Genomic DNA, 22,331 nt, shown 5'->3' on the forward strand with positions numbered 1-22,331 from the left:
TGCCACGGGTGCATCAGGCTTGCAGCAGAGCCCGGGCGGCGGCGCGGGCCTCGTCCGTGATGGTGTCGCCCGCCACCATGCGCGCAATCTCGTCCACCCGGTCGGGTTGGGCCAGAGGGATGACGGTGGACAGGGTTTGCCCGTCCGTGACCTGTTTCTGCACCCGCCAGTGATGCGCCGCACGGGCGGCGACCTGCGGGGAATGGGTGACAACCAGCACCTGCCCGCCCTGCGCCAATGACGCGAGCCTGCGACCGACCGCATCGGCAGTGGCCCCGCCGACGCCGCGGTCAATCTCGTCAAAGATCATCGTGCGGGCGCTGTCATCGCCCGACAGGCACACTTTGAGCGCCAGCAGGAAGCGGCTGAGTTCACCCCCTGACGCGATCTTGTTCAGCGGCCCGGCAGGTGCACCGGGGTTGGTGGCCACGGTAAAGGCCACCGCGTCGATCCCTTCGGGGCCGGGTTCCGCCGGGGTGAGTTCGGTCCGGAACACAGCGCGTTCCATCTTGAGCGGGGCCAGTTCCGCCATGACGGCAGCGTCCAGCCGCTCTGCAGCAGCTGCGCGGGCCGCGCTGAGGTCGGTGGCGGCATTATCATAAGCCTTTTGTGCCGCCTCCAAAGCGGCGCGCCTGTCCGCCAGATCGGCGTCGCCTGCTTCCAACTGGTTGAGGCGGGTGCGCAGAGTGTCGGCAAACGCGCCCAGATCATCCGGGGCCACGTCATGTTTGCGGGCCAGTGCGCGGATGGCAAACAGGCGTTCCTCGGCCTGTTCCAGTTCCGAGGGGTTGAAGTCCAGCGCCTGAAGGCAGGCGTTCACGCCATCCTGCGCCTCGCCCAGCTCAATCATGGCGCGCCCCAGCGCTGCAATCGGTTCGTCCAGCTGACCACCTGCGTTGCCGGACACACCTTCCAGCCAGCGGATGGCGTCGGACATCGCCCCTTCGGCACCGTCCCCGGTCAGCATGGCATAGGCGCGGGCGACATCATCGCGGATACGCTCGGCCCCCTGCATCATGCGGCGACGGGCATCAAGTTCGGCATCCTCACCGGGCTGAGGATCAAGCTGATCCAGCTCGGCAACCGCGTGGCGCAGGAAATCTTCCTCACTTCGGACAGCGGCCAGCGCGGTCTCGGTTTCGGCCAGAGCCTTGCGGGCGCGTGCCATATCGGTCCAAGCCGCACGAACGGATGTCAGCCGGTCCGAAACCCCGGCGAAATCGTCCAGCATCGCCCGGTGACCACGCGGGTTCAGCAACCCGCGGTCATCATGTTGGCCATGCAGTTCGATCAGGGTTTCCGACAGCGCCCGCAGCACATCGCCCGAGCAGCGGCGGTCATTGACCCAGGCGGTCTTGCGCCCCTCGGCGGTGTTGATCCGGCGCAGGATCAGCTCATCCCCGCCCGGCAGGCCTGCTTCGGCCAGTATCGCATGTGCGGGATGATCGGGGGAAAGCTCGAACTCGGCCACAACCTCGCCCTGCGCCGCACCCTGCCGCACCAGTTCGGCCCGCCCGCGCCAGCCCAGAACAAAGCCCAGAGAATCCAGAAGGATCGACTTGCCCGCGCCGGTTTCGCCGGTCAACGCATTCAGGCCCGGCTGAAAACTGAGTTCCAGCCGGTCGATGATCAGCATGTCGCGGATATCAAGGGCGCGCAGCATCGGGTCTTCAGCGTCCCAAGCCTAATGCCATGGCGATTACAACCACTCACCCTTGATGGTCTGACGATAGATCGTGCTGAGCCAGTTGTTGCCACGGCTCTTGAGCTGGAGCCCGCGTGAGGTCAGCAGCTTATACGCATCGTCATACCATTCCGAGGATTGGTAGTTGTAGCCAAGGATGGCACCTGCGGTTTGCGCCTCATCCAGAAGGCCGAGGGACAGATAAGCCTCGACCAGACGATAGAGCGCTTCGGCGGTGTGGGATGTGGTCTGGAAATCCTCGACCACGACGCGGAAGCGGTTGATGGCGGCAACAAAGTGATCCTGACGCAGGTAGTAGCGCCCGATCTCCATCTCTTTGCCTGCCAGATGGTCAAAGGCCAGATCGAATTTCAACACTGCCGAGGTGGCATATTCGCTGTCGGGATAAACCTCGATCACGGTGCGCAGCGATTGCAGCGCCTGAAAGGTCAGCCCCTGATCGCGCCCGACCTCGTCAATCTGGTCATAATAGCTGAGCGCCAGCAAATACTGGGCATAGGCCGCATCTTCGTCCGTTGGATAGAAGTCGATATACCGCTGGGCCGCGGCCCGGCTTTCTTCGTAGTTCTTGTCGGAATGGAACGAGAACGCCTGCATGATCAGCGCACGCTTGGCCCAGTCGGAATAGGGATACAGACGCTCGACCTCGGAGAAATACCAGGCCGCGTCATCCGAGCGATTCTGCGACAGTTCGTATTCGCCACGGGTATAGATCTGTTCCGGTGTGAACCCTTCCAGATTCTGATCCCGGTCCGCGCCCTTGTTGCCAAAAAGGCCGCCTGCGTTTCCACATGCCGTCAAAACTGCTGCCAGAAGAACCGCACCTGCGAATCTGACTGCCGCCTTGCTGCCAACCATACCGCCCATCCTTGTCGTCTTACTTAAGGGGGTTCGCCCCGAATTGAGCCATGGTCTAGCACAGAAAATTCCGGTGCAAAACGCCTTATGCAACATCTGGCGCAAATGTCGTCAGAGTTGATCTGATCAGGCGACTTCGGGAATTTCGTTTACGATCAGGCCCTGCCCCGGCAGGCGTGCGGCCTGTTCCGGCGTGCACAGAACCGGACGCACCGCGCCGGGTGTTTCAAACAGATTGCGCAGCAATGTGTTGGTCAGCGAATGACCCGACTTGTCGCCCGTGAAATGGCCCAGAATCGGCCCGCCTGCCAGATAGAGATCACCCAGAGCATCCAGCATCTTGTGGCGCACGGCTTCGTCGGCGCGGCGGAACCCGCCGGGTGTCAGCACCTCACTGCCCTGCACCACCACGGCGTTATCCAGGGTACCGCCAAGGGCTAAACCGTTTTCACGCATGGCTTCGACATCAATGCGGCGGCAGAACGTGCGGCAATCGCTGAGTTCGCGCGCGAACGACCCGTTGCGCATATCCAGTGTCTTGGTCTGGCTGCCGATTGCGCTGTCTTCGAAATCGATGTGAAAGTCGATGATCAGCCCATCCGCGGGCGCGATGCTTGCGCTGGCCCCTTCACGCGATGCGGTGACGGTCTTCAGCACCTCATAGGCCAGCACCGGGCTGGCCTGACGGCGCACGCCCCGGGCCATGATACCGCGTACGAAATCGATCGAGGACCCGTCCATGATCGGCACTTCGGGGCCGTCGATTTCAATCAGCGCGTTGTGAACGCCGCACCCGGCCAAAGCAGCCATGATATGTTCGATTGTGGATACCGACACCCCGGCGTCATTGACCAGACGGGTGCAAAGCGGGGTCCGTTCGACCACGTGATAGATTGCCGGGATCATCGCATCGCCCAGATGGATATCCGTCCGTTTGAACCAGATGCCATGACCAGCTGCAGCCGGTTTCAGGATCATGGTCGCAGGCTTGCCGCTGTGCAGCCCGACGCCTTTAAACGTGACCGGAGATTTGAGCGTATGTTGCAAAATGGGCCTCGGCGAGTGGTGTCCAGCCTTCTGGGGCTGTGTTGGACACTCAGTTAAGGAAGCCCGCGTCAAGGCTCAACTCACTCTTTGTAACCGAATGAAACATGTATGTAACAGATCGGCAAAACCCTGCTTACCTATTCGTAAGCCACTGTTTTAAAAAGAATTAGGGCCGCCAAATGGCGACCCCATGAGTGGATTTTGTTACCGCGATCAGTTGGCCTGACGGCGCAGGAATGCTGGAATTTCGATACGATCCTGATCCGGGTCGGCCTCATCGTGAATCGGTGCCGTGGCCTCGGACTGGCGCAAAACGGGCTGCTGACGCGGCGGATGGGCCGGTGTATCAGAGGCATGCCCGGTCATCCGGTCGATCAGCCGATTGAAGCCAAACCGCGAGCGTTCTTCGGGTTCGTGATGCGAAACCGCCGCTTGCGGGCGGGTCGCAGCGGCGCGCTGAGCTGCCGTGGGAACCTTCTGAACCGCTGCCTGCAAACGCTGGAGCGCTTCGGGCGACGGGGTGCCTGCGACAGGCGCGCGTGGGGCAACAAATGCCTCGGGCGCCGGTTCGACCTGCTCGGGCTGCGGCTCGAATTCGGCGACGCGCGGTTGATAGGCCGGGGGCGGCAGATCATCCTCATCCCGCTCGTCAAGCGGCTGGAACTGCGGCTGGGCGGGCTCTTCCGCGGCTTCAAACAGCGAAGGTTCGCGGTTTTCTTCCATCTGCGGCGCGGGCTCTGCCATTTCGGCGGCTGCGGGCACTTCTTCGCGACCGTATTCTTCGGCCGAAACGGTGCGGGTCAGCGGCTCGGACATCGAGCGGCGCGCGACCGGAATGTCAGCCGTTTTTTCGGTGGCGTCGATGCCGGTTGCAACAACCGATACGCGCATACCGCCTTCCATGGCGGTATCCAGCGTCGAGCCGACGATGATGTTCGCCTCGGGGTCCACTTCCTCGCGGATGCGGTTGGCGGCTTCGTCCAGCTCGAACAGGGTCAGGTCGTGCGAACCGGTGATGTTGATCAGCACGCCTTTGGCGCCTTTGAGGCTGATTTCGTCCAGCAGCGGGTTCGCAATGGCTTTCTCCGCCGCCTGAATGGCGCGATCTTCGCCGGTTGCCTCGCCGGTGCCCATCATGGCTTTGCCCATCTCGTCCATCACGGCGCGCACATCCGCAAAGTCGAGGTTGATCAGGCCCGGGCGCACCATCAGGTCGGTTACGCCTTTGACACCCTGATACAGGACATCGTCAGCCATCGAGAACGCCTCGGTAAAGGTGGTTTTTTCGTTGGCGAGGCGGAACAGGTTCTGGTTCGGAATGATGATCAGCGTGTCGACGACCCTTTGCAGCGCCTCAACACCGTCTTCGGCCTGACGCATCCGCTTGGCACCTTCGAACTGGAAGGGCTTGGTCACGACACCCACGGTCAGCACGCCCAGTTCACGTGCGGCCTGCGCGATGATCGGAGCAGCGCCGGTGCCGGTGCCGCCGCCCATGCCCGCAGTGATAAAGCACATATGCGCGCCTGCCAGATGGTCGACGATCTGTTCGATGCTTTCTTCGGCGGCTGCGGCACCCACGGCCGGACGGGCCCCTGCCCCCAGACCTTCGGTGACCTTCACACCCAGTTGAACCCGCGCCGAGGACTGGCTTTGCTGCAGCGCCTGCGCGTCGGTGTTGGCGACGACAAAATCGACGCCGTCCAGCTGTTTTTCAATCATGTTGTTGACAGCGTTACCGCCCGCACCGCCAACGCCAAATACTGTAATCCGAGGCTTCAGTTCGTCTTGCCCGGGCATCGAAAGATTCAATGTCATGCTCTGTCCGCCTGTATTTATGTTCCGCCAAAGCGGTGTTTTTCTTACCTATCCTTGCTCGATTCTAGCGGGCTGATGCGAAAAGGTCACGTCAAAAATCGCGATTCACCACAAAATATGGAGGAAATAAGGCAGAAACCGGCGGCATTTCGCAGGTACTGCCAGATATAGCGGAAACGCCGGCGACCATCACAAGGCAGACGACCCCGGCGCGAGGACTCAGCCGTTCGTCACGCTTTGGTCGACCATCATTTACACTGCGGAAAACTGCTCAGGTCCTGCCGCCAGGCCTCTGCCGGGCCTTGTGGATATCTTGAGGGATAAATCGACGCGCTGCAACCGGATTTTTCAACTGAGCGGTGCACTTGGACAGTTGAGGCTGGTTTCGGTGATGCTGCGCACCTCCTGGATTTCGCCATCTGCAAACGAGGCCAGACGCACCATCAGACGGCCTTCGTGTAGGAAGGGCCACCAGCAGACGGGAATACCATCCGGATCGTTGTCATACAGAAAGCAGATCTGACCGTTTGGCGTGGTGATCTGCCCATAGACACAGCCCTGCCCCTCTTGCCGCCAGACCGAGATGTGACGGTTCAGAAATTGCTCGGTCCCGACCAGATCGTTGCTGCGAATCTCATGGAAGGTGAGCGTTTTGCCGACGGCGGCATCCAGAAATGCCTCAGGCGTGATGATGGTCTGGGCCGAAACCCATCCCGGCAACAGGGCCGCACACAAAGCGGCCCGGCACAGGGGGCTACCAGTTGTCACGGAACCACCGAACGGCCCGCTTGAACGGGCGCGCGGCGTAGGTGTCGACCGGGATTTCGAAATCCCACCATTCGTCCTGCGGGTGCGCCGCAAACAGGCTGAGCCCCACGGAGGACGAGAACGCCGGACCTGTCGCCGATTGCGGCAGGCCATGCACCCGCAGCGGGCGACCCAGACGCACGCGTTGACCAAGGATGCGGGTCGCCAGACCGTCCAGCCCCATGATCTGACTGCCGCCACCGGTCAGAACGATCTGCTGGCTTGGCATGTGTTCAAACCCGGCCGCATCCAGACGCACGCGGACCTCTTCAAGGATTTCCTCGACGCGCGGGCGCATGATGCCGATCAGTTCGGCCCGGCTGACGGTGCGGCGGTCGTGTTCCCAGTCACCGGTATCGCCGCCGATATCGATCATGTCACGGTCATCAGCGCCGGTCGCATGAACGCCGCCATTGAATGTCTTGATCCGTTCCGCCACTGCCGCGGGCACGCCCAGCCCCATCGAGATATCGGCGGTCACGTGATCGCCGCCCATGCGCACGCAATCGGCATAGATCATGTGTTTCTTCATGAAGATCGAAACGCTGGTGGTGCCGCCGCCCATGTCGATACAGGCCGCGCCCAGTTCCTGCTCATCCTCGACCAGCGCGGAAATTCCCGAGACATAGGCCGAGTTTGCAATCCCGGCGAGTTCCAGATCGCAGCGCTTAATACAGCGCACGATGTTCTGGATCGCCATCGCATCGACGGTCAGCATGTGCATATCGACCGCAAGGCTTTGGCCCATCTGCCCGCGCGGGTCGATCAGGCCCGAGCGGTTGTCGAGCGCAAAGTTGACCGGCTGTGCGTGCAGCACCTCGCGCCCGTCGCCGTAATCCGGCACGTCGCAGGCGTTCAGAACACGGCCCACTTCGGCCTCGGACACCAGTTGGCCATCCAGATCGACCTGCGCGTCCAGCCCGTAAGAGCGCGGGTTGGCCCCCGAGAAACAGGCGATGACGTGATCGACACGGATATCGGCCATCTTCTGCGCCGCTTGCAGGGCGGTGCGGATGGCGCGTTCGGTTTCCTGCATGGCGGTGACTTCGCCAAACTGTACGCCGCGCGAACGTGTCGTTGCGGCGCCGATCACCCGAAACCCCGTCTGCCCCGCCATTGAGCCGATGGTGTTATCTTCACTCAGCCGGCCCGATCCGTCAAAACGCAGAACGAGGCAGGCAATCTTGGAACTGCCCACATCCAGAATCGCGATCACACCGCGTTGCAATGCCTGGCGCCGCATCTGACGCATGGCACGTTGGGACTGATAAAGATCGGTCATCATGCTCGTTACTGCCCGTTACTCATTGTCACTTTAGTATTCCACCAGTCTTCGCTGGCGGCTTTGGTCATTCGGATGGTGGGACGCTGGCCAAGGCGCATGTCGACCACGGCCACGTCGCGTTCCAGAAGGTCCTGCACTTCGTTCACCGCAAGCACGCGTTCCAGCGCGCGCACCGGGCGTTCGGTCGGCAGCATGATGCGCTGGCCACGGTCCAGGACCAGATCCCAGCGCCGTTCACCCACGCGCACAAGCCCGCGCACACGGTTGCCCAGGCTGCGGGCGGTCTGAAAGATCTCGAGCGCCTGCGCCACATGGGCATCCGCACCCGCGCCCGCGATCAGCGGCAGGTCGGCATGGTCCTTGCGAGAGGTGGTTTCCTTGACATGGGCGCCGGTCTCGTCGAGCAGTTCGAGGCCGTCATGCGTCCGCCAGACAATCACTGGCTGACGCTCGACCACGTTGACCTGAAGGATGCCGCCCGGACGGATGCGTACGGTTGCCGATTTCACCGGATCAAGCCCGGTGATCGTGTCGCGCATCTGTTCGACATCCAAATCCCAGGAACTGATCGGAAAATCCAGAGGCACGACCTCGCGGATATCATCGGACAGGCTGGTGCCTGCCCCGTCGATGGCCATCAGGTTAACCATGAACTCGGGGCGTTCCTGAATCGAGGTGCGAATATCGGCGATATACGTGCCAAGCGCTTCGCGCCGGTCCTGAGAGGCAAAATAGACACCAACTGCCGCAGCAATGGCACAGATCGGCAGGCCAAGCTTGACGCCCAGACGGATGCCCGGTGTCAGCATCCAGCGCTGAAGACGATAGCTGAGGCGCGACGGGGCCGGATCGCTGCGGCGTGCGGTGCGGGAAAACACCCGCGCCCCGCGCAGACGCAGAATGGGCTGGGTGTCATGCGGTTCCGAATCTGCCGAGGCAAAATCGGCATCCGGCCCGGCAAGGGGTTTGGTGCGATGGATTTCCAGAGAGCGGCTGGCGATTAACGGTTGCATGAGGCGTCCTCAACCATCCAGGCGCAGAGCTGGCCAAATGTCATGCCCAGATGCGCGGCCTGTTCCGGGGCCAGTGAAGTGGGCGTCATGCCCGGCTGGGTATTGGTTTCCAACAGAAACAGCCCATCAGCACCCGCGCTGTCATCCCAGCGAAAATCGGTGCGGCTGACGCCCCTGCAGCCCAAAGCATCATGCGCGCGCAGGGCATAATCCATGCAGCGATCAAAGATATCCTGCGGGATATCGGCGGGGACCACGTGCCATGATCCGCCGGGTTTGTACTTGGCGTCGTAGTCGTACCAGCCGCCATCGGTCATGATCTCGGTCACGGTCAGGGCGCGGTCGCCCATCACGGTCACGGTCAACTCGCGCCCGGCCACGTATTTCTCGACCATGATCTGGTCGGGCATGTCTTCGGACAGCTGCGGCGGGCCATTGGCGTTTTCGTGGACGATGTAGATGCCGACGCTGGACCCTTCGTTATTGGGTTTGGCCACATAGGGCGGTTCCATCACGTGGGCGCGGGTCACCGCGGCCCGTGGAACGATCACGCTGGGGACAACGGGCAGACCCTCGGCCTGATAGACGTCCTTGCTGCGTTGCTTGTCCATGGCAAGGGCCGAGGCCAGAACGCCCGAATGGGTATAGGGGATACGCATCCATTCCAGCATCCCCTGCACGCAGCCATCCTCGCCCCAGCGGCCATGCAGGGCGTTGAAAACCACATCCGGCTGAATATCCAACAGGCGCGCATAGAGGTCGGGACCTGCGTCCAGTTCGACCACTTCAAAGCCTTCTCCCACAAGGGCGGCCGCGCATTCGCGCCCAGAGCTGAGAGACACCTCGCGTTCCGCCGAGGGGCCGCCCATCAATACCGCCACTTTGGGGTTTGTCCTGCTCGACATACCCAATGTGCGCCTCAATATCCCCGGACCTTATGTGGTGGCCCGTACTGCGTTTATGCCTTTGATCCGTCGCCTGAATTTGCCTGTTTTGGTCTGACGGTCGGGGCTTTATTCTTTTAGCGGATCACCGACCCGCATGATTTCCCACTCTAGCGTGATGCCGCTTGTTTCGTAAACCTTTTTTCGCACCTCTTCGCCCAGACCTTCGAGGTCGTCAGCGGTGGCGGTGCCGGTATTGATCAGGAAGTTCGAGTGTTTCGGGCTCATCTGCGCCCCGCCGCGTGCCGCACCGCGCATTCCCGCATCGTCGATCACTTTCCACGCCTTGAGGTCATGCACATCATCAGCCTGCCCGGTCGAGGAAAACCCGGCCGGGTTGCGGAACGTCGATCCGGCGCTGCGGTCCTTGGTGGGTTGGGTTTCGTCACGCTTTTTCAGTTGCGCTTCCATTCGGGCGTGAAGGTCATCGGGATCGCCGGACGGGCCTTCGAACGTGGCCGAAATCAGAACGGCGCCTTCGGGCAAGTCGGACTGGCGATAGCGAAAGTTCAGATCCTCGGGCGTCAGGTCCCGCAGGTCGCCCTGCCGGGTGACAATGGTGGCCTTGCGCAGCACGTCCGCCGTGTAGCTGCCATAACAGCCCGCATTCATCCGCACCGCGCCCCCGATCGAGCCGGGGATGGTGCGCAGAAAGGTCAGGTCCACGCCCGCATCCGCGGCCTTGCGCGCAACATGCGCGTCCAGTGCGGCAGCGCCCGCGATGACCGTATTGCCCTCAACCGAGATGGCGTTGAACCCGCGCCCCAGCCGGATCACCACGGCCCGCAAGCCACCATCGCGCACGATGAGGTTCGAGCCGACCCCCATCGGGAAGACCGGCACACCATCCGGCAGATCGCGCAGGAAGGCCTGCAAGTCTTCGATATCGGCAGGTTGAAACAGGTAATCCGCCGGCCCACCGACGCGGAGCCATGTGAGGTCAGACAGGTTACGCGCTTTGGACAGGCGGCCCCGGACGTCAGGAAGGACAGGGGGAAGCCGTGTCATGTAGTCGCGCGCACCGCCAGGCTGCGCCCACCGACCCCGCCCATGATTGCGGCGAAAAGGAAGGGGAGAACGCCGGCAGTCAACCAGACCAGCGGGCCGAACGCCTTGTCTTCTTCACCCGTTCCGACACCAGCCAGCACGACGATCAGCCCCAGACCAACCGCGGATGTCAGCCCGATCAGCCACAGAAGGCTGCGCAGGCCAAGCCAGCGGCCCGCCGTAAACCCGGCAGCGGCACCCAGAACGAAGGAAACGAGCGGCAGATAGGCAAATGTGGCGATTGTCGCCATGACAGATCTCCTGAAGTTGGCCGGTTATTCTTTGGCCGCCTTCATGCCCTGCATTTTCGCCTTTGTCCAACGGGTCAGATAAATCACCGGCCAGCGCAGCACGGACATGCCCATTGCCAGCACCAGCAAACCGATCCAGGGGCCGTTTTCATAGGTGACATAGCCGACGATGGGAATGCCCACGATGATCAGGATATAGGCGCGCGTCCAGTGGTTGTCGGTACTGGGGATCAGCGCAAGGATGTTGGCGGCAAAGCCCCACAGGGCCGCCAGAGCGATAGACCATGTCATTCCGCGACCTCGTGCCCTGTCCATTTGCGCCAGTAATACCGGATGGGGTTGCGAAACATCGACACGAACCCGGCAAATGCCGCGACCGACCAGAACCAGCCATGGACATACCCAAGCCACACGACCAGCACTGGTGCGCAGATCAACAGGACAAACCCCGGCGGGAATTGCAGCCGCATCGGCAACATTGCCACGATGGTGGCGCAGATCACCCAAAGCGCTGCAAAGATCATCGAATAGTCCATTCGCCCCTCCGAGGACACGCGACTGTTGCGGTCAGAGTATCACACTTTTAAGTTGTGCGACAAACAAATGACGCGTCAAACAGCTTGTTTTCTTTGCAATCTCTCGGGCAGGCCATTGGCCCAGGCGCTGATCGTACCGGCGCCGAGGCAGACGACCATATCGCCGGGACGCGCCTGTTCGCGCACGAGGCGTTCAAGGTCGTCTTCATCCAGCAGCGCGCGGGCGTGGCGGTGGCCGTGACGGATCAGGCCCTGCACCAGATCGTCGCGTGACGCGCCTTCGATCGGGTCTTCACCAGCGGCAAAAACCTCGGCAATGGCCACGACATCGGCGTCGTTGAAACAGGTGCAGAAATCGTCAAACAGGTTGGACAGGCGCGAATAGCGGTGCGGCTGATGCACGGCGATCACGCGACCTTCGGTCGCCTGACGGGCGGCCTTGAGAACGGCTGCGATTTCGACGGGGTGGTGGCCGTAATCGTCGATGATGGTGACGCCATCGATTTCTCCGACCTTTGTAAAGCGACGGTTGACGCCGCCGAAATTGGCCAGCGCGTCGCGGATTTCCGCAGCTTTCATGCCCAGATGACGGGCGACGGCAGCGGCGGACAGCGCGTTTGAGACGTTGTGATCGCCGGGCATCGGCAGGGTGCAGCCTTCGATCATCTTGTCTTCGTATTGCAGATGGATGTCGAAATGCGCCACGCCACCTTTGTAGGTCAGGTTCACAGCCCGCACATCCGCCTGCGCGTTGAACCCATAGGTTCGCACACGGCGGTCGGTGATGCGGCCGACAAGGGCCTGAACCTCGGCATGATCGGTGCAGCAGACGGCCAGACCGTAGAATGGCAGGTTCGAGACGAATTCGTAAAAGCCGTCGCGCAGCCTGTCGAAATCACCCCAATGTTCCATATGCTCGGGGTCGATATTGGTGACAATGGCAATGGTTGCGGGCAGGCGGTTGAACGAGCCATCGCTCTCGTCGGCTTCGACCACCATCCATTCGCCCTGCCCCATCCGCGCGTTCGATCCATAGGCGTGGATGATGCCGCCATTGATCACGGTCGGATCGAAATCGCCTGCCACCATCAGTTCGGCCATCATGGTCGTCGTGGTGGTCTTGCCGTGTGTTCCGGCAATGGCAATGTTCGAGCGCAGGCGCATCAGTTCGGCCAGCATGTCGGCGCGGCGGACAACCGGCAGCCCTCGGGCGCGGGCTTGGTCCAGCTCCGGGTTGCCCGGTTTAATCGCGGTCGAGACAACCACAACGGCCGCGTTTTCAAGGTTTTCGGCGCGCTGGCCGACGAAAATCTCGGCCCCCAAACTGGCCAGCCGGTCGGTGATCTTCGAGGCCTTCAGGTCCGAGCCCTGCACCTGATACCCCAGATTGAGCAGCACCTCGGCGATACCCGACATGCCAATCCCGCCGATGCCCACGAAGTGGATCGGCCCTACGTCCTGCGGCAGTTTGGTTGCTGGGTTCATGTGGTCTCCTTCTGCGCCAGCTGCTCGACCAGAGCGACCAGACGCTGGGTGGCATCGGGCGCCCCGACCGACAGAGCGCCATGGGCCATTTTCTGTGCGGCTTCGGGGTTCGTAAGAACCGTGGTGATTTGCTGTGTCAGCGTGGGAACGTCAAGCGCATTTTCCGGGATCATGATGGCCCCGCCGGCCTGCACCAGCCCGCGCGCGTTGGCGGTCTGATGATCCCCGGCGGCAGCAGCAAGTGGAATCAGGATCGAAGGGCGACCGATGACCGAGATATCGGCCACGCTGGACGCGCCCGAGCGCGAGATCACAAGCTGCGCATCCGACATGCGGCGGGGAATGTCATCGAAGAAGGGCTGAACGTCGGCGCGGATACCATGATCTTGGTAGAATGCGCTGACCCGTTCGCCATCTTCATCCCGCGCCTGATGCGAGACACGGATATGCGCGCGAAGGTCTTGGGGCAGCGCGGCAATCGCTCCGGGCACCATATTGCTGAGGATGCGCGCACCCTGCGAGCCGCCCATCACCAGAACCGACATCGGATAGTCACCCGGCGGGATATACCCGGCGGCGGCGCGGTCCAGAACCGCGGCACGTACCGGGTTGCCAGTGTGGATGCCATGCGCGCCTTCAGGCAGATCCGTCGGCCAGACGCCGCAGGCCACCTGTGCAACGCGGGTTGCAAACAGCTGATTCACGCGGCCCAGTACCCCGTTCTGTTCATGGATCATCCGCGGAACTTTCAGCAGGGTCGCTGCGCCCAGCGCCGGGATCGAGGGATAACCGCCAAAGCCTACGACAACATCGGGTTTGTCGCGCATCATCTGGAAGACCATGCTGGTGACACCACCAGCGATAATCGGGCCAACCATCGCCTTGGCCGCCAGACCGCCACGGGCGAAGGTGGCCGAGGACGCCTCGACAATTTCAGTCGAATGGGGAAAGCCGCCGGTATAGCGCGCACCGCGCGGATCGGTGGACAGGCGCACACGCCAGCCCTTGTGCAGCATCGCCTCGGCCAGCGCCTGAGCGGGGAACATATGGCCCCCGGTGCCGCCAGCCGCAATCAACAGGTAAGGGTTCCCCATTATCCTCGTCCGCGCAGAATATCGCCTAGTTCGCCCTGTGGGCGGTTTCGGGTGAAGGCCAGCAGCATGCCAACGGCAATACCGCCAGCAATCAGAGACGAGCCGCCATAGCTGACGAACGGCAAAGTCATGCCCTTGGCGGGCAGCAGACGCACCGCAACACCCATGTTGATCATCGCCTGAACGCCAAACATGCAGGCCAGACCGGTACCGGCCAGACGAATGAACATGTCGCGTTCGCGCATCAGCCGCAGCAGCGAGCGCACGACGATCAGCGCATAAAGCGCAATGATGATCATGACGAGGATCAGGCCGTATTCCTCGGCCGCGACGGCGATGATGAAATCGGTATGGGCATCGGGCAGCGACCATTTCACCTGCCCCTCCCCCACGCCGACGCCGAACAACCCGCCTTCGCGGATGGCGTTGGTGGCATAGCCAAGCTGGGTGGTCGGATCGACCTCTTGATTCAGAAAGCCGTCGATGCGGCGGGCAAAGTGTTCAGAATTCGAATAGGCCAACATCCCGCCCAGAACGACAACACCGGCCATGCCCAGCAACAGCAGCATCGGGGCCCCGGCCACGAAATACATGACGCCCCAGCCGAACAGGATCAGGCAAGCCTGACCGAAATCGGGTTGCATAACCAACATGGCCACGATGGCCATGCAGAGCGCAAAGGACCACAACCGCCCCGGAGGGCCGTTGATTTCCTGTGAGGCGGCCAGCAGCCAAGCGCCCACGACGACAAAGCCGGGTTTCAGAAACTCGGACGGTTGCAGCGAGGCAAAGCCCAGCGAGTACCAGCGCACTGCGCCCTTGCCGAAATCCGTTCCGAACACCGGCAGGAAGACCAGAGCGACGAAGGCCCCCAGAAAACCAAGAACGGCCAGACGCCGCACCAAGGTTGGAGACATCATCGAGGTCAGCAGCATCGCGATCAGCGCCAATCCGCCGAACAAGGCCTGACGCTCGACATAATGGAAGGGATCGAACCCGTTGCGACCGGCCAGTGGCGGTGAAGAGGCCAGCCCCAGCAACAACCCGATGGTAAACAGGATCAGAACGCAGGACATCGTCCAGCGATCGATAGTACGCCACCATTTCGGTAGAATCGGTTCTCCGCGCTGGTCCTGGACCGCGCCATACACCATCTCAGTCATGAGATACCGCCACTCTCTGCCTCGTTAACGCCCCGTTTTCGGGATCTGGCTGAGAGTCTACATGCAATTTGGCGATCAGGCCAGCCTGTTCAGGAGCAAATCGGGATTTCCCGCGCAAGACCCGCGCCGCAGACCCAGACCGCCTGTCAACCGTGTTGCGACGGCCACCGGGCGGGAGGCGGCGGGCTGTCAGACTTTGGTCAGCAGCAGCGGCACATCCAGCAGCCCCGCCACACCGAACAGTTCGGCCCTGGGGGGAGGCGTGTAACCGTTGATCGCATCAGCTTGCAGGGTTCCTGCGGCCGAGGACCAATACCAGTGGGCATTATTGAAACGCGTTGCAGATGTTTCGAGGTTCTTGAAGATGGCTTTGATCTGCACCCCATTGAGAACATTGGGCGACTTTCGTTGCATCATCGCGATTGCCCCGGCAACAAGGGCCGAAGCCCCCGAAGTGCCGCCGAATTCGGTATACAGACCGGCGGGATCGTCCACGGCCTTTTTTCGGGTTTCGACAGCCGCGGCAAGGCTGCCTTCGACATAACCCCGGGGGCCCGGCACGTCCAATGTCACCAACCGTTGAGGTGCGAAATCGACAATCGGGATCGCGTCACCACTGCCATCGCGTTTGAGGTGATGTTTGGGAAGAGCGGCCCGATCCTCCAGATGGAAGTCAGTCGCCGAGGCCGCGTCACGGTCCAGACGTATTTGATAGCGGTTGTATATCTCACCGTCATCTGAGGGGGCGGACACGGTCAGATCAGCAGAGTGGTTTGAATACCCGGACCGGGTGCCATTATAGTTGACGGCCCCCACCGAGATGATCCCGTTGGTTGGATCACCGGACAGGCTGGCAGGGTAAATCAGTTCACTTCGACCGTCATTGCCAGCCGCGCAGACCACCGGAATTCTCGTGCTGACCCATTTGATGATCTTGTCCAGCGCCAACCATGCCACCGAGATGTCGCGCGCGTCGCCGTCGGGTTCGTCGCGCCTCGTCTCGTGCAGGCGTGTCTTTTCGTGCGAGTCCAGACCCGGATAGAACGGCTCGGTGCCAGTGGCAGGGCGAAATCGATATCCCGGCCAGTGGTCCGGGTTCGCGGCATCGCGCGGAAACAGGATGACATGCGCGCCTTTGTGGAGGGCATAAAGAAACGCCGCAATCAATTCTTCCGGGCTGGGCGAGATAGACGTCGTGATCGGAATAATCCTGCTTTTGGGATCAACCCCATAATACGCCGCGATATTGCCGGTATTGCCGAATTGATCCACCGCAAAGCTGGTTCCGCAGGCCAGCCCGGCACAGCTGGTGCCGTGCCCGGCATAGCGATCGTCATAGGCATCGATGTAACGCTTGACGCCAAAACCCGACCTCAGCCCGGCAATCACCCGCCGTTCCTGAGAGGTCAGGCCCGGAATGCCCAAGGGGTCCTGAATGCCCGACAGATGTTGCACCTGTTCTTCGATATGCTCGGCCCCTGCCCCAACGGTAGACCGGTCGATGTATTTGACGCCGAACGGGTGGCTGGCCAGATCAAGGGCGTCGTCGCGAATGACCCTGTCCGCCGGAACCGGTCCGATATCCGGCGCTTTCAGGTTCGGGTGATGCGGGGCCACGCCCATGTCGATCAGGGCGATTTTCGCCTCGGCCAGAGCGGGACCTGTGAAATCCCAGGTCGCGGTATCGATTTCCGGGCAGGTCTCTCCATCAGCGGGCGGGGGCGCCTTGACGGTCAAGGCTTTGATCGCGACCAGATGCCAGAGATAGTAATAGCGTGCGTAGTCTTCGTTTCCTGCGGTCATTTCGTCACCTCGCGTTGATCCTCAGCCCAGCCATTCGTCTTGTGCTTCGTCCATCAGTTCGTCCAGAACCTCGGTCAGGTAAGCCACGGTTTTTCTGGCCAGACTTCGCCCGGCGGCTGTGTCGCTTGGGTAGTGCAGACCAGCCCATTCGCGGTTTTCAGCAATCCGCTGGGCGCGGTGGAACAAAGCGACAGTGCCTGGATGTTCAGGGATCAGACGCGAGAACAGTTCGGCAATCGCGAAAGATTGGTAGGAGTGGTTCGAGGGGTAAGCCGCATGAAAAGGCACCGGAAGGAAGGGCCGGATCAGCGGCTGGATGATATTGGGTCTGGGCCGGCTGAAGCGGTTCTTGTAGGTCAGGCCGATTTCATTCGTCAGTTCCAGCAGGATCGTCATCAGCGCGCGGGTCGCATCAAAGCCGCCCTTCTCGTCAATGCCCAGCGGACTGAGATATTCATCGATTCCAAAGCCTGCCTGCGTCACGATTTCCTCACGCCGCGTCGCCTGATTTGACCATTTGAGCCGACCTTGCAGGATCAGCAGGTATTCGGTTTCCTTCATGCTTTCGTCAGGGCCCGGGGGCGGCAGAAGGTCGATGTTTTCCCAGATTTTGCCCAGCAGACCGGATGCGGGCAGCATTCCGATCCGGCACAGATCGCGCATCTCGCGCCAGCCGAAGGAGGCATCACTACCGCCAAAGTCAAAATCGCTGCGGTTCCGGTTGCGATTGCGATTTCTGTTTCGGTTGCGGTTTCTGTTGCGATTGCGGTTTCTGTTGCGATTCCTGTTTCGATTCAAAGCAAACGCCGAAGATGCGCTCATCGCGATTGAGACCGCGCCGAGGGCAGAACGTTTCCCGATCTCATCGTCTTTTGCATCTTTTACGCGGCTGTCGGATCTGAAGGGATCAATGAACTCTTCGTTCTCCATGAAATCAGTAAGGTCGCGCAGTTTCCTATTATCCACCAAATCGGGATTCAGTTCATGGATAACATTGAGGTATTCAATAAAGGTTTTCCGCTGCGCGTCGTAAATGAAGTTGTCCAGCGCTGATCGGTTCTCTCCCGATGTGGTGCTGAGGCCTCTGGAGTTTCTGGCAAGGTTCATCAATCTGATTACTTTGCACGAGATCAGCTCACCACGTCGGACCATCATGCCAAAACCGTTGAGCGTGGAAACGTAAGACATAAGTAAACCCCCTACTTTTACCCCTACTTCAAGCGTGTTGCGGCAATCCGATCCTGGACAGGCCGCTTTCCATCAGTTGCGCGCTGAACCGTGTTGGCACCGGGAACCGGTCCTGCTGGATGCAGGCCAGCGACATGTCCGGTTCCAGATTGGTCAGCCGCTGCAAGGCGAACTCGCCTCGCTGCTGGTCACCTGCGTGCCCGTAAGCCGCAGCCAGATAGCGCATGACGGTCTTGAACTGCGGTTGAACCTCCATCACGGATTCGCCGAACCTGATGGATTTCTCGAACTCGCCATTGACCAGCGCGGCGACACATCCTGCCCCGTCAAACAGATGCCGGTACGGGCTGTGCCGTCCGATAAGCCGTGCCTTCTGCGCAGCTTCCACTGCCAGCGCCGGACGATCCGTGTAGCAATAGAGCATGGCTGCTGAATCCCAACTCATCGCCCGATAAGGGCTGAGCTCGAGCGCGCGGTCGACCAGATCCTGCGCCACCGAAAACTCTCGGAACACGTAGGAATGCACGTGGGCGACAAGGCCCAGAACAGTGCCGTTATCCGGGTCAGCCTCGACAGCGCGGCGGGCCAGATCGCGCGCCTGCGCTTCCAGTGTGGCATCCCAGGTTCCGTACCGTTCGCCGACCTTGAAGGTCGTGACATAGGCCAGCCACGCAAGGTAGACCGGCTTGGGATCAAGCTCGTAAGCCGCCAGAATATCCGCCTCGAGCTGGTCCAGTCCCGGCCCGGTCATGGTCAACAGGTGATGCACGGCGGCAACGGCAGTTTTCGCCGCGTGATGGGCGGCCGGGTCGCGCATGTGACGCCCGTTCAGCAAGGCCGTCAGCAAGGCGTCAGTGGCGTAGCTGATGAACGATGTCAGACCCGAGCAATTCTGCCCCAGAAAGTCACCCTGATCGGCCACCACATTCTGGCTCCAGATCACTTTTCTGTCTTCCGACCGCATTGCGGTGGCGGACACTTGCAACATGCTGCCACAGGTCGAAGCGCGACACTGAAGGAAAAGATCAGGCCCAGCCGACAGTGGTTCCTTTGGAAGCGCAACCTGCGGCACCCGGTAATCCTGAACCTCGAGCGCTTCGGTTTCGGTAAGGGATTTGGACAGCTGTTCCGCAACGATGTTGGACACGAATGCCGCGGTTTCGGAACCACCCCCTACATCCGGAGACAACAGACCGATCACGAAATTCGGGCGCGGTAAGGTGTACGACAGCCGTTCGGACCGGAAGGCTGTTGGTTTGGTGGGAACGGGAACCGGCTGTGCTTTTCCGTCCTTCTCATAGGGGACGTCGATGGTTGCGCGGGCCACTTTGAACAGCTCAAGCGAGGCACCGATATTCTTGAGATTGGGCCGCCCGATCGAGTTGAACAGGAAATCCTGCCGCCCGCGCAGCGCATTGCGCACAACGCTTGAGACCAGAACCTCGCCGGATGAGCCGACGCTTTCGATCCGGGCCGCCGTATTCACAGCGTCACCGATGATCTGCTGGTCAACCTCGAACGTGTCGCCCAGATGTATCCCAATTCGATACCCTTTGGCGTAGCGGTCGGGGGCATGGGTCAGGACATCCTGCACCCCCAGCGCAGTTTCGACAGCGGCACGCGCGCTTGGAAAAACGGCGCACAGCCCGTCACCGGTCAGGCCGGTCACCCGGCCCCGAAAGCTGTTAACAAGATCGCTGACGCAATTCAGATCGCGGCGGATTCTGGCCAGTGTTTCAAGCTCGGCCTCGCGGACGGCGGCAGAGTAATCACATGCATCAAGGAACAGGATCGCCCTGAGCCGCGCCTTGGGAAGGTCGCTTGGATTGTTCAAATTCAGATTAATACCCATGATCGTGTCTCGGAACTCTTTAACTTGTTGAAATGTGCCACCCCGAAAACAGGCGGGCTGGCACGCATCAAAGGCGTGTTGTGATTGCAAATGCAGCCGACGGGTGTGAATGGCGCTGCATTGCGCGGGACGGGCCACGGGCCTGAATGGAAATCACGAGGCATTAATCGGCCCGCTGATGAGATTTGGTTTCTAAAATGCGTTAAGTTCAAAATAATAAGGGTTATTGTATTGTTTTAGTGAACTTCCGTCGACATATTTTTATTTTTGAACATATTTTTCGGTGTAATTTGGCCAATTTACCCGGCACCTGTGGCGCTTGGTGCTTGGCGGGCAAGACGGGCTGATGCGGCAAGACTTCCCGTTAGGAGTGCGCGAGGGCTGATCCCGGTCAAGCCTTTGGCATTGAACCGGCCCGATACTTTTGAACCAAGCGGATGGCCCAACACAGTTTCGGCTGACTGGTTCCGGAAATCGATTCTCCAAAAAGTATCCGAACGTTGCCCGGCCCGCACCGTTTCAGCCGGTCAAGCCAGTCGCCACCCTGTTCGGTGGCCCAACATTTGGCGGGACCAGGTGCCCTGCACAACCTGAACGGTGCCGCAATTTGACCGGACCAGAGCGTGGTTTTCTGTGATCTGCACCCTTCCAACCCCGCCCCGCGACGCGCGCGCATAATCCCGACAACCAGCCCAAACCGGCCCCCGTGCAAGGGTGTCACCGCCCGCAGGCCCCGATTTTCCGGGAATCATTCACCTGACAACTAAATCCTTTGCCTCAGGCCCGGTGCGCCGGGTTTCACCCTTGTCATCGCCGAAAATCCACGCCAAGGGCGGTGCATGAGGTTCGATACGATCATATTGGGCGCCGGAGCGGCAGGCATGATGTGTGCGGCCCGTTGCGGTGGGCGGGTGCTGGTAATCGACCACGCCAAGGCGCCGGGCGAGAAAATCCGCATCTCGGGCGGAGGGCGGTGCAATTTTACCAACATGTATGCGGGGCCGGGCAACTTCCTGTCGCAAAACCCGCATTTCTGCAAATCCGCGCTGGCCCGGTTTACGCAGTGGGATTTTGTTGACCTGGTGAACCGGCACGGCATCAAATGGCATGAGAAAACGCTGGGGCAGTTGTTCTGCGACGGCTCCTCGAAGCAGATCATCCAGATGTTGCTGGACGAGATGAGCCGCACCGGCGCCGAGTTTTGGGTGCAGACCGCGCTGCGTGATCTGCGCAAGGAGGACACCGGATTCGCGCTGGAGGTTGAGCGTGAGGGGCAGCGCCTGCATCTGACCTGCGCCAATCTGGTGCTGGCCACGGGGGGCAAATCCATCCCCAAGATGGGCGCGACCGGGCTGGCCTATGACATTGCCCGGCAGTTTGGCCTGCGGGTGACCGACACCCGAGCGGCGCTGGTGCCGTTCACCTTTTCGGATGGCCGGTTCAAGGACCTGTCCGGTGTTTCCCTGCCCGTGCGGCTGTCGAATGACCGCACAAGTTTTGACGAAGCGCTGCTGTTCACGCATCGCGGCCTCAGCGGACCGTCCGTTTTACAGCTGTCCTCCTATTGGCGCGAAGGCGAGGAGATCGGCGTGAACCTGATCCCCGAACTGCCCCTGTTCGATCTGCTGCGCGCACAACGGCAAAATGCAGGGCGCAAGGCGCTGACAACGGAACTGGCGCGGCATCTGCCGTCCCGGCTGGTCGAGTATTTAAGCCAAATCATCCCGATGTCCGGCAATCTGGCCGATCAATCGGACGCGAAACTGTCTGATCTGGTCGCGGCCCTGTCTGACTGGCGGCTGGTACCGTCGGGAACCGAAGGGTACCGCACCGCCGAGGTGACGTTGGGCGGAATAGATACCGATGATCTGTCGTCGAAAACGATGGAGGCCAAGGATGTCCCTGGCCTCTATGCGATTGGCGAAGCGGTGGATGTCACCGGGTGGCTGGGCGGCTACAACTTTCAATGGGCGTGGTCATCAGGCCATGCCGCAGGTGTTGCCATTGCCGCCAAGATTTAACCTACACTTCCGTTTTGCGCGGCATTAGCCGACGACGTTATACCCGCGACCGCGCATGCAGTTGCGCACGATCACTTCCTGGTTCTGGGTGTTGCTGATCGCGCTGGCACCCACACCGACCAGAGCACCGGCGGCCGCCGCACGGCCCAGATCGCTGGCGCTGTTGTCGATAATCGCTGTGGTTGCCGCCGCACCAGCCGCGCCGATGGCGGCAGCGCCCGCGGTGTTGCTGTCCAGCGTCGGGCGAGACCGGGCCAGCGCCTGACAATTGGCCAGATCGGACTGGTAGTTCGGACCCACAGGCCCGTCGATGATAGGAACATAATTCGCCCCGCTATTGGCGCAGGCCCCGGCCAGCGCAACGACGGGAAGGATGGAGAGAATTTTGCGTGCAGACATTTCCGCTTCCTCTTT

20 protein-coding genes are annotated in these 22,331 nt (G+C 61.1%); 1 reads left to right on the forward strand and 19 read right to left on the reverse strand.

From position 1 onward, the window contains the following. Positions 1-13: 13 nt before the first annotated feature. The 18 genes from recN to ACR0DS_RS01820 form a co-directional block, all read right to left on the reverse strand. The gene (gene recN / locus ACR0DS_RS01735) at positions 14-1,663 is read right to left on the reverse strand and encodes a DNA repair protein RecN (protein WP_480557553.1); all 1,650 of its coding nucleotides are present in this window, start codon (positions 1,661-1,663) and stop codon (positions 14-16) included. A gap of 36 nt (positions 1,664-1,699) precedes the next feature. Then, positions 1,700-2,563: an outer membrane protein assembly factor BamD gene (locus ACR0DS_RS01740; RefSeq protein WP_267363885.1), complete on the reverse strand. Its 864-nt coding sequence runs from the start codon at positions 2,561-2,563 to the stop codon at positions 1,700-1,702. Between the two features lie 126 nt (positions 2,564-2,689). Further along, a complete protein-coding gene (lpxC, locus tag ACR0DS_RS01745) occupies positions 2,690-3,610 on the reverse strand; it encodes a UDP-3-O-acyl-N-acetylglucosamine deacetylase (protein WP_267363883.1) in 921 nt (306 codons plus the stop codon). A 213-nt stretch (positions 3,611-3,823) separates the two neighbouring features. Next, the gene (ftsZ, locus tag ACR0DS_RS01750; protein WP_480557555.1) at positions 3,824-5,428 is read right to left on the reverse strand and encodes a cell division protein FtsZ; all 1,605 of its coding nucleotides are present in this window, start codon (positions 5,426-5,428) and stop codon (positions 3,824-3,826) included. Between the two features lie 348 nt (positions 5,429-5,776). Further along, positions 5,777-6,196: a hypothetical protein gene (locus tag ACR0DS_RS01755; protein ID WP_480481847.1), complete on the reverse strand. Its 420-nt coding sequence runs from the start codon at positions 6,194-6,196 to the stop codon at positions 5,777-5,779. Beyond that, on the reverse strand, positions 6,183-7,517 hold the full coding sequence (ftsA, locus tag ACR0DS_RS01760; RefSeq protein WP_209504922.1) for a cell division protein FtsA: 1,335 nt from the start codon (positions 7,515-7,517) through the stop codon (positions 6,183-6,185). Before ftsA ends, ACR0DS_RS01755 begins: the two co-directional genes overlap by 14 nt. Positions 7,518-7,525: 8 nt before the next feature. Then, positions 7,526-8,533 (reverse strand): cell division protein FtsQ/DivIB, encoded by a 1,008-nt coding sequence (locus ACR0DS_RS01765; RefSeq protein ID WP_480557557.1) that lies wholly within the window; start codon positions 8,531-8,533, stop codon positions 7,526-7,528. Then, positions 8,521-9,444 (reverse strand): D-alanine--D-alanine ligase, encoded by a 924-nt coding sequence (locus tag ACR0DS_RS01770; protein WP_480557840.1) that lies wholly within the window; start codon positions 9,442-9,444, stop codon positions 8,521-8,523. The genes ACR0DS_RS01765 and ACR0DS_RS01770 overlap by 13 nt, the downstream gene beginning before the upstream one ends. A gap of 102 nt (positions 9,445-9,546) precedes the next feature. Continuing rightward, positions 9,547-10,485: a UDP-N-acetylmuramate dehydrogenase gene (murB, locus tag ACR0DS_RS01775; RefSeq protein ID WP_480557559.1), complete on the reverse strand. Its 939-nt coding sequence runs from the start codon at positions 10,483-10,485 to the stop codon at positions 9,547-9,549. Then, a complete protein-coding gene (locus ACR0DS_RS01780; protein ID WP_209504519.1) occupies positions 10,482-10,775 on the reverse strand; it encodes a hypothetical protein in 294 nt (97 codons plus the stop codon). The genes murB and ACR0DS_RS01780 overlap by 4 nt, the downstream gene beginning before the upstream one ends. A gap of 24 nt (positions 10,776-10,799) precedes the next feature. After that, positions 10,800-11,066 carry a DUF2484 family protein gene (locus tag ACR0DS_RS01785; RefSeq protein ID WP_480475955.1) on the reverse strand — a complete coding sequence of 89 codons (267 nt, stop codon included), beginning with the start codon at positions 11,064-11,066 and terminating at the stop codon, positions 10,800-10,802. Then, complete coding sequence (locus tag ACR0DS_RS01790) at positions 11,063-11,311, reverse strand: DUF2484 family protein (RefSeq protein WP_480516296.1); 249 nt, start codon at positions 11,309-11,311, stop codon at positions 11,063-11,065. Before ACR0DS_RS01790 ends, ACR0DS_RS01785 begins: the two co-directional genes overlap by 4 nt. A gap of 75 nt (positions 11,312-11,386) precedes the next feature. Beyond that, positions 11,387-12,796 carry a UDP-N-acetylmuramate--L-alanine ligase gene (murC, locus tag ACR0DS_RS01795; RefSeq protein ID WP_209504522.1) on the reverse strand — a complete coding sequence of 470 codons (1,410 nt, stop codon included), beginning with the start codon at positions 12,794-12,796 and terminating at the stop codon, positions 11,387-11,389. After that, a complete protein-coding gene (locus tag ACR0DS_RS01800) occupies positions 12,793-13,890 on the reverse strand; it encodes a UDP-N-acetylglucosamine--N-acetylmuramyl-(pentapeptide) pyrophosphoryl-undecaprenol N-acetylglucosamine transferase (protein ID WP_480557561.1) in 1,098 nt (365 codons plus the stop codon). The genes murC and ACR0DS_RS01800 overlap by 4 nt, the downstream gene beginning before the upstream one ends. Next, positions 13,890-15,053 (reverse strand): putative lipid II flippase FtsW, encoded by a 1,164-nt coding sequence (gene ftsW / locus ACR0DS_RS01805; RefSeq protein WP_480557563.1) that lies wholly within the window; start codon positions 15,051-15,053, stop codon positions 13,890-13,892. The genes ACR0DS_RS01800 and ftsW overlap by 1 nt, the downstream gene beginning before the upstream one ends. A gap of 189 nt (positions 15,054-15,242) precedes the next feature. Further along, entirely contained in the window at positions 15,243-16,856 is a 1,614-nt protein-coding gene (locus ACR0DS_RS01810; RefSeq protein WP_480557565.1) for a S8 family serine peptidase, read from the reverse strand. Between the two features lie 21 nt (positions 16,857-16,877). Beyond that, complete coding sequence (locus ACR0DS_RS01815) at positions 16,878-18,044, reverse strand: phosphatase PAP2 family protein (RefSeq protein WP_480557567.1); 1,167 nt, start codon at positions 18,042-18,044, stop codon at positions 16,878-16,880. A 28-nt stretch (positions 18,045-18,072) separates the two neighbouring features. Beyond that, positions 18,073-19,896 carry an adenylate/guanylate cyclase domain-containing protein gene (locus ACR0DS_RS01820; protein ID WP_480557569.1) on the reverse strand — a complete coding sequence of 608 codons (1,824 nt, stop codon included), beginning with the start codon at positions 19,894-19,896 and terminating at the stop codon, positions 18,073-18,075. A gap of 839 nt (positions 19,897-20,735) precedes the next feature. Between ACR0DS_RS01820 and ACR0DS_RS01825 the strand changes: the two genes are divergently transcribed. Further along, positions 20,736-21,917, forward strand: a complete 1,182-nt coding sequence (locus ACR0DS_RS01825; protein WP_480537418.1) for a BaiN/RdsA family NAD(P)/FAD-dependent oxidoreductase — start codon at positions 20,736-20,738, stop codon at positions 21,915-21,917. Between the two features lie 24 nt (positions 21,918-21,941). Here ACR0DS_RS01825 and ACR0DS_RS01830 read toward each other — a convergent pair whose 3' ends face one another. Next, positions 21,942-22,316: a glycine zipper family protein gene (locus ACR0DS_RS01830; protein ID WP_480475937.1), complete on the reverse strand. Its 375-nt coding sequence runs from the start codon at positions 22,314-22,316 to the stop codon at positions 21,942-21,944. Between the last annotated feature and the right edge of the window lie 15 nt (positions 22,317-22,331).

The sequence above is a fragment of the Ruegeria sp. AF5 genome (assembly GCF_056541905.1).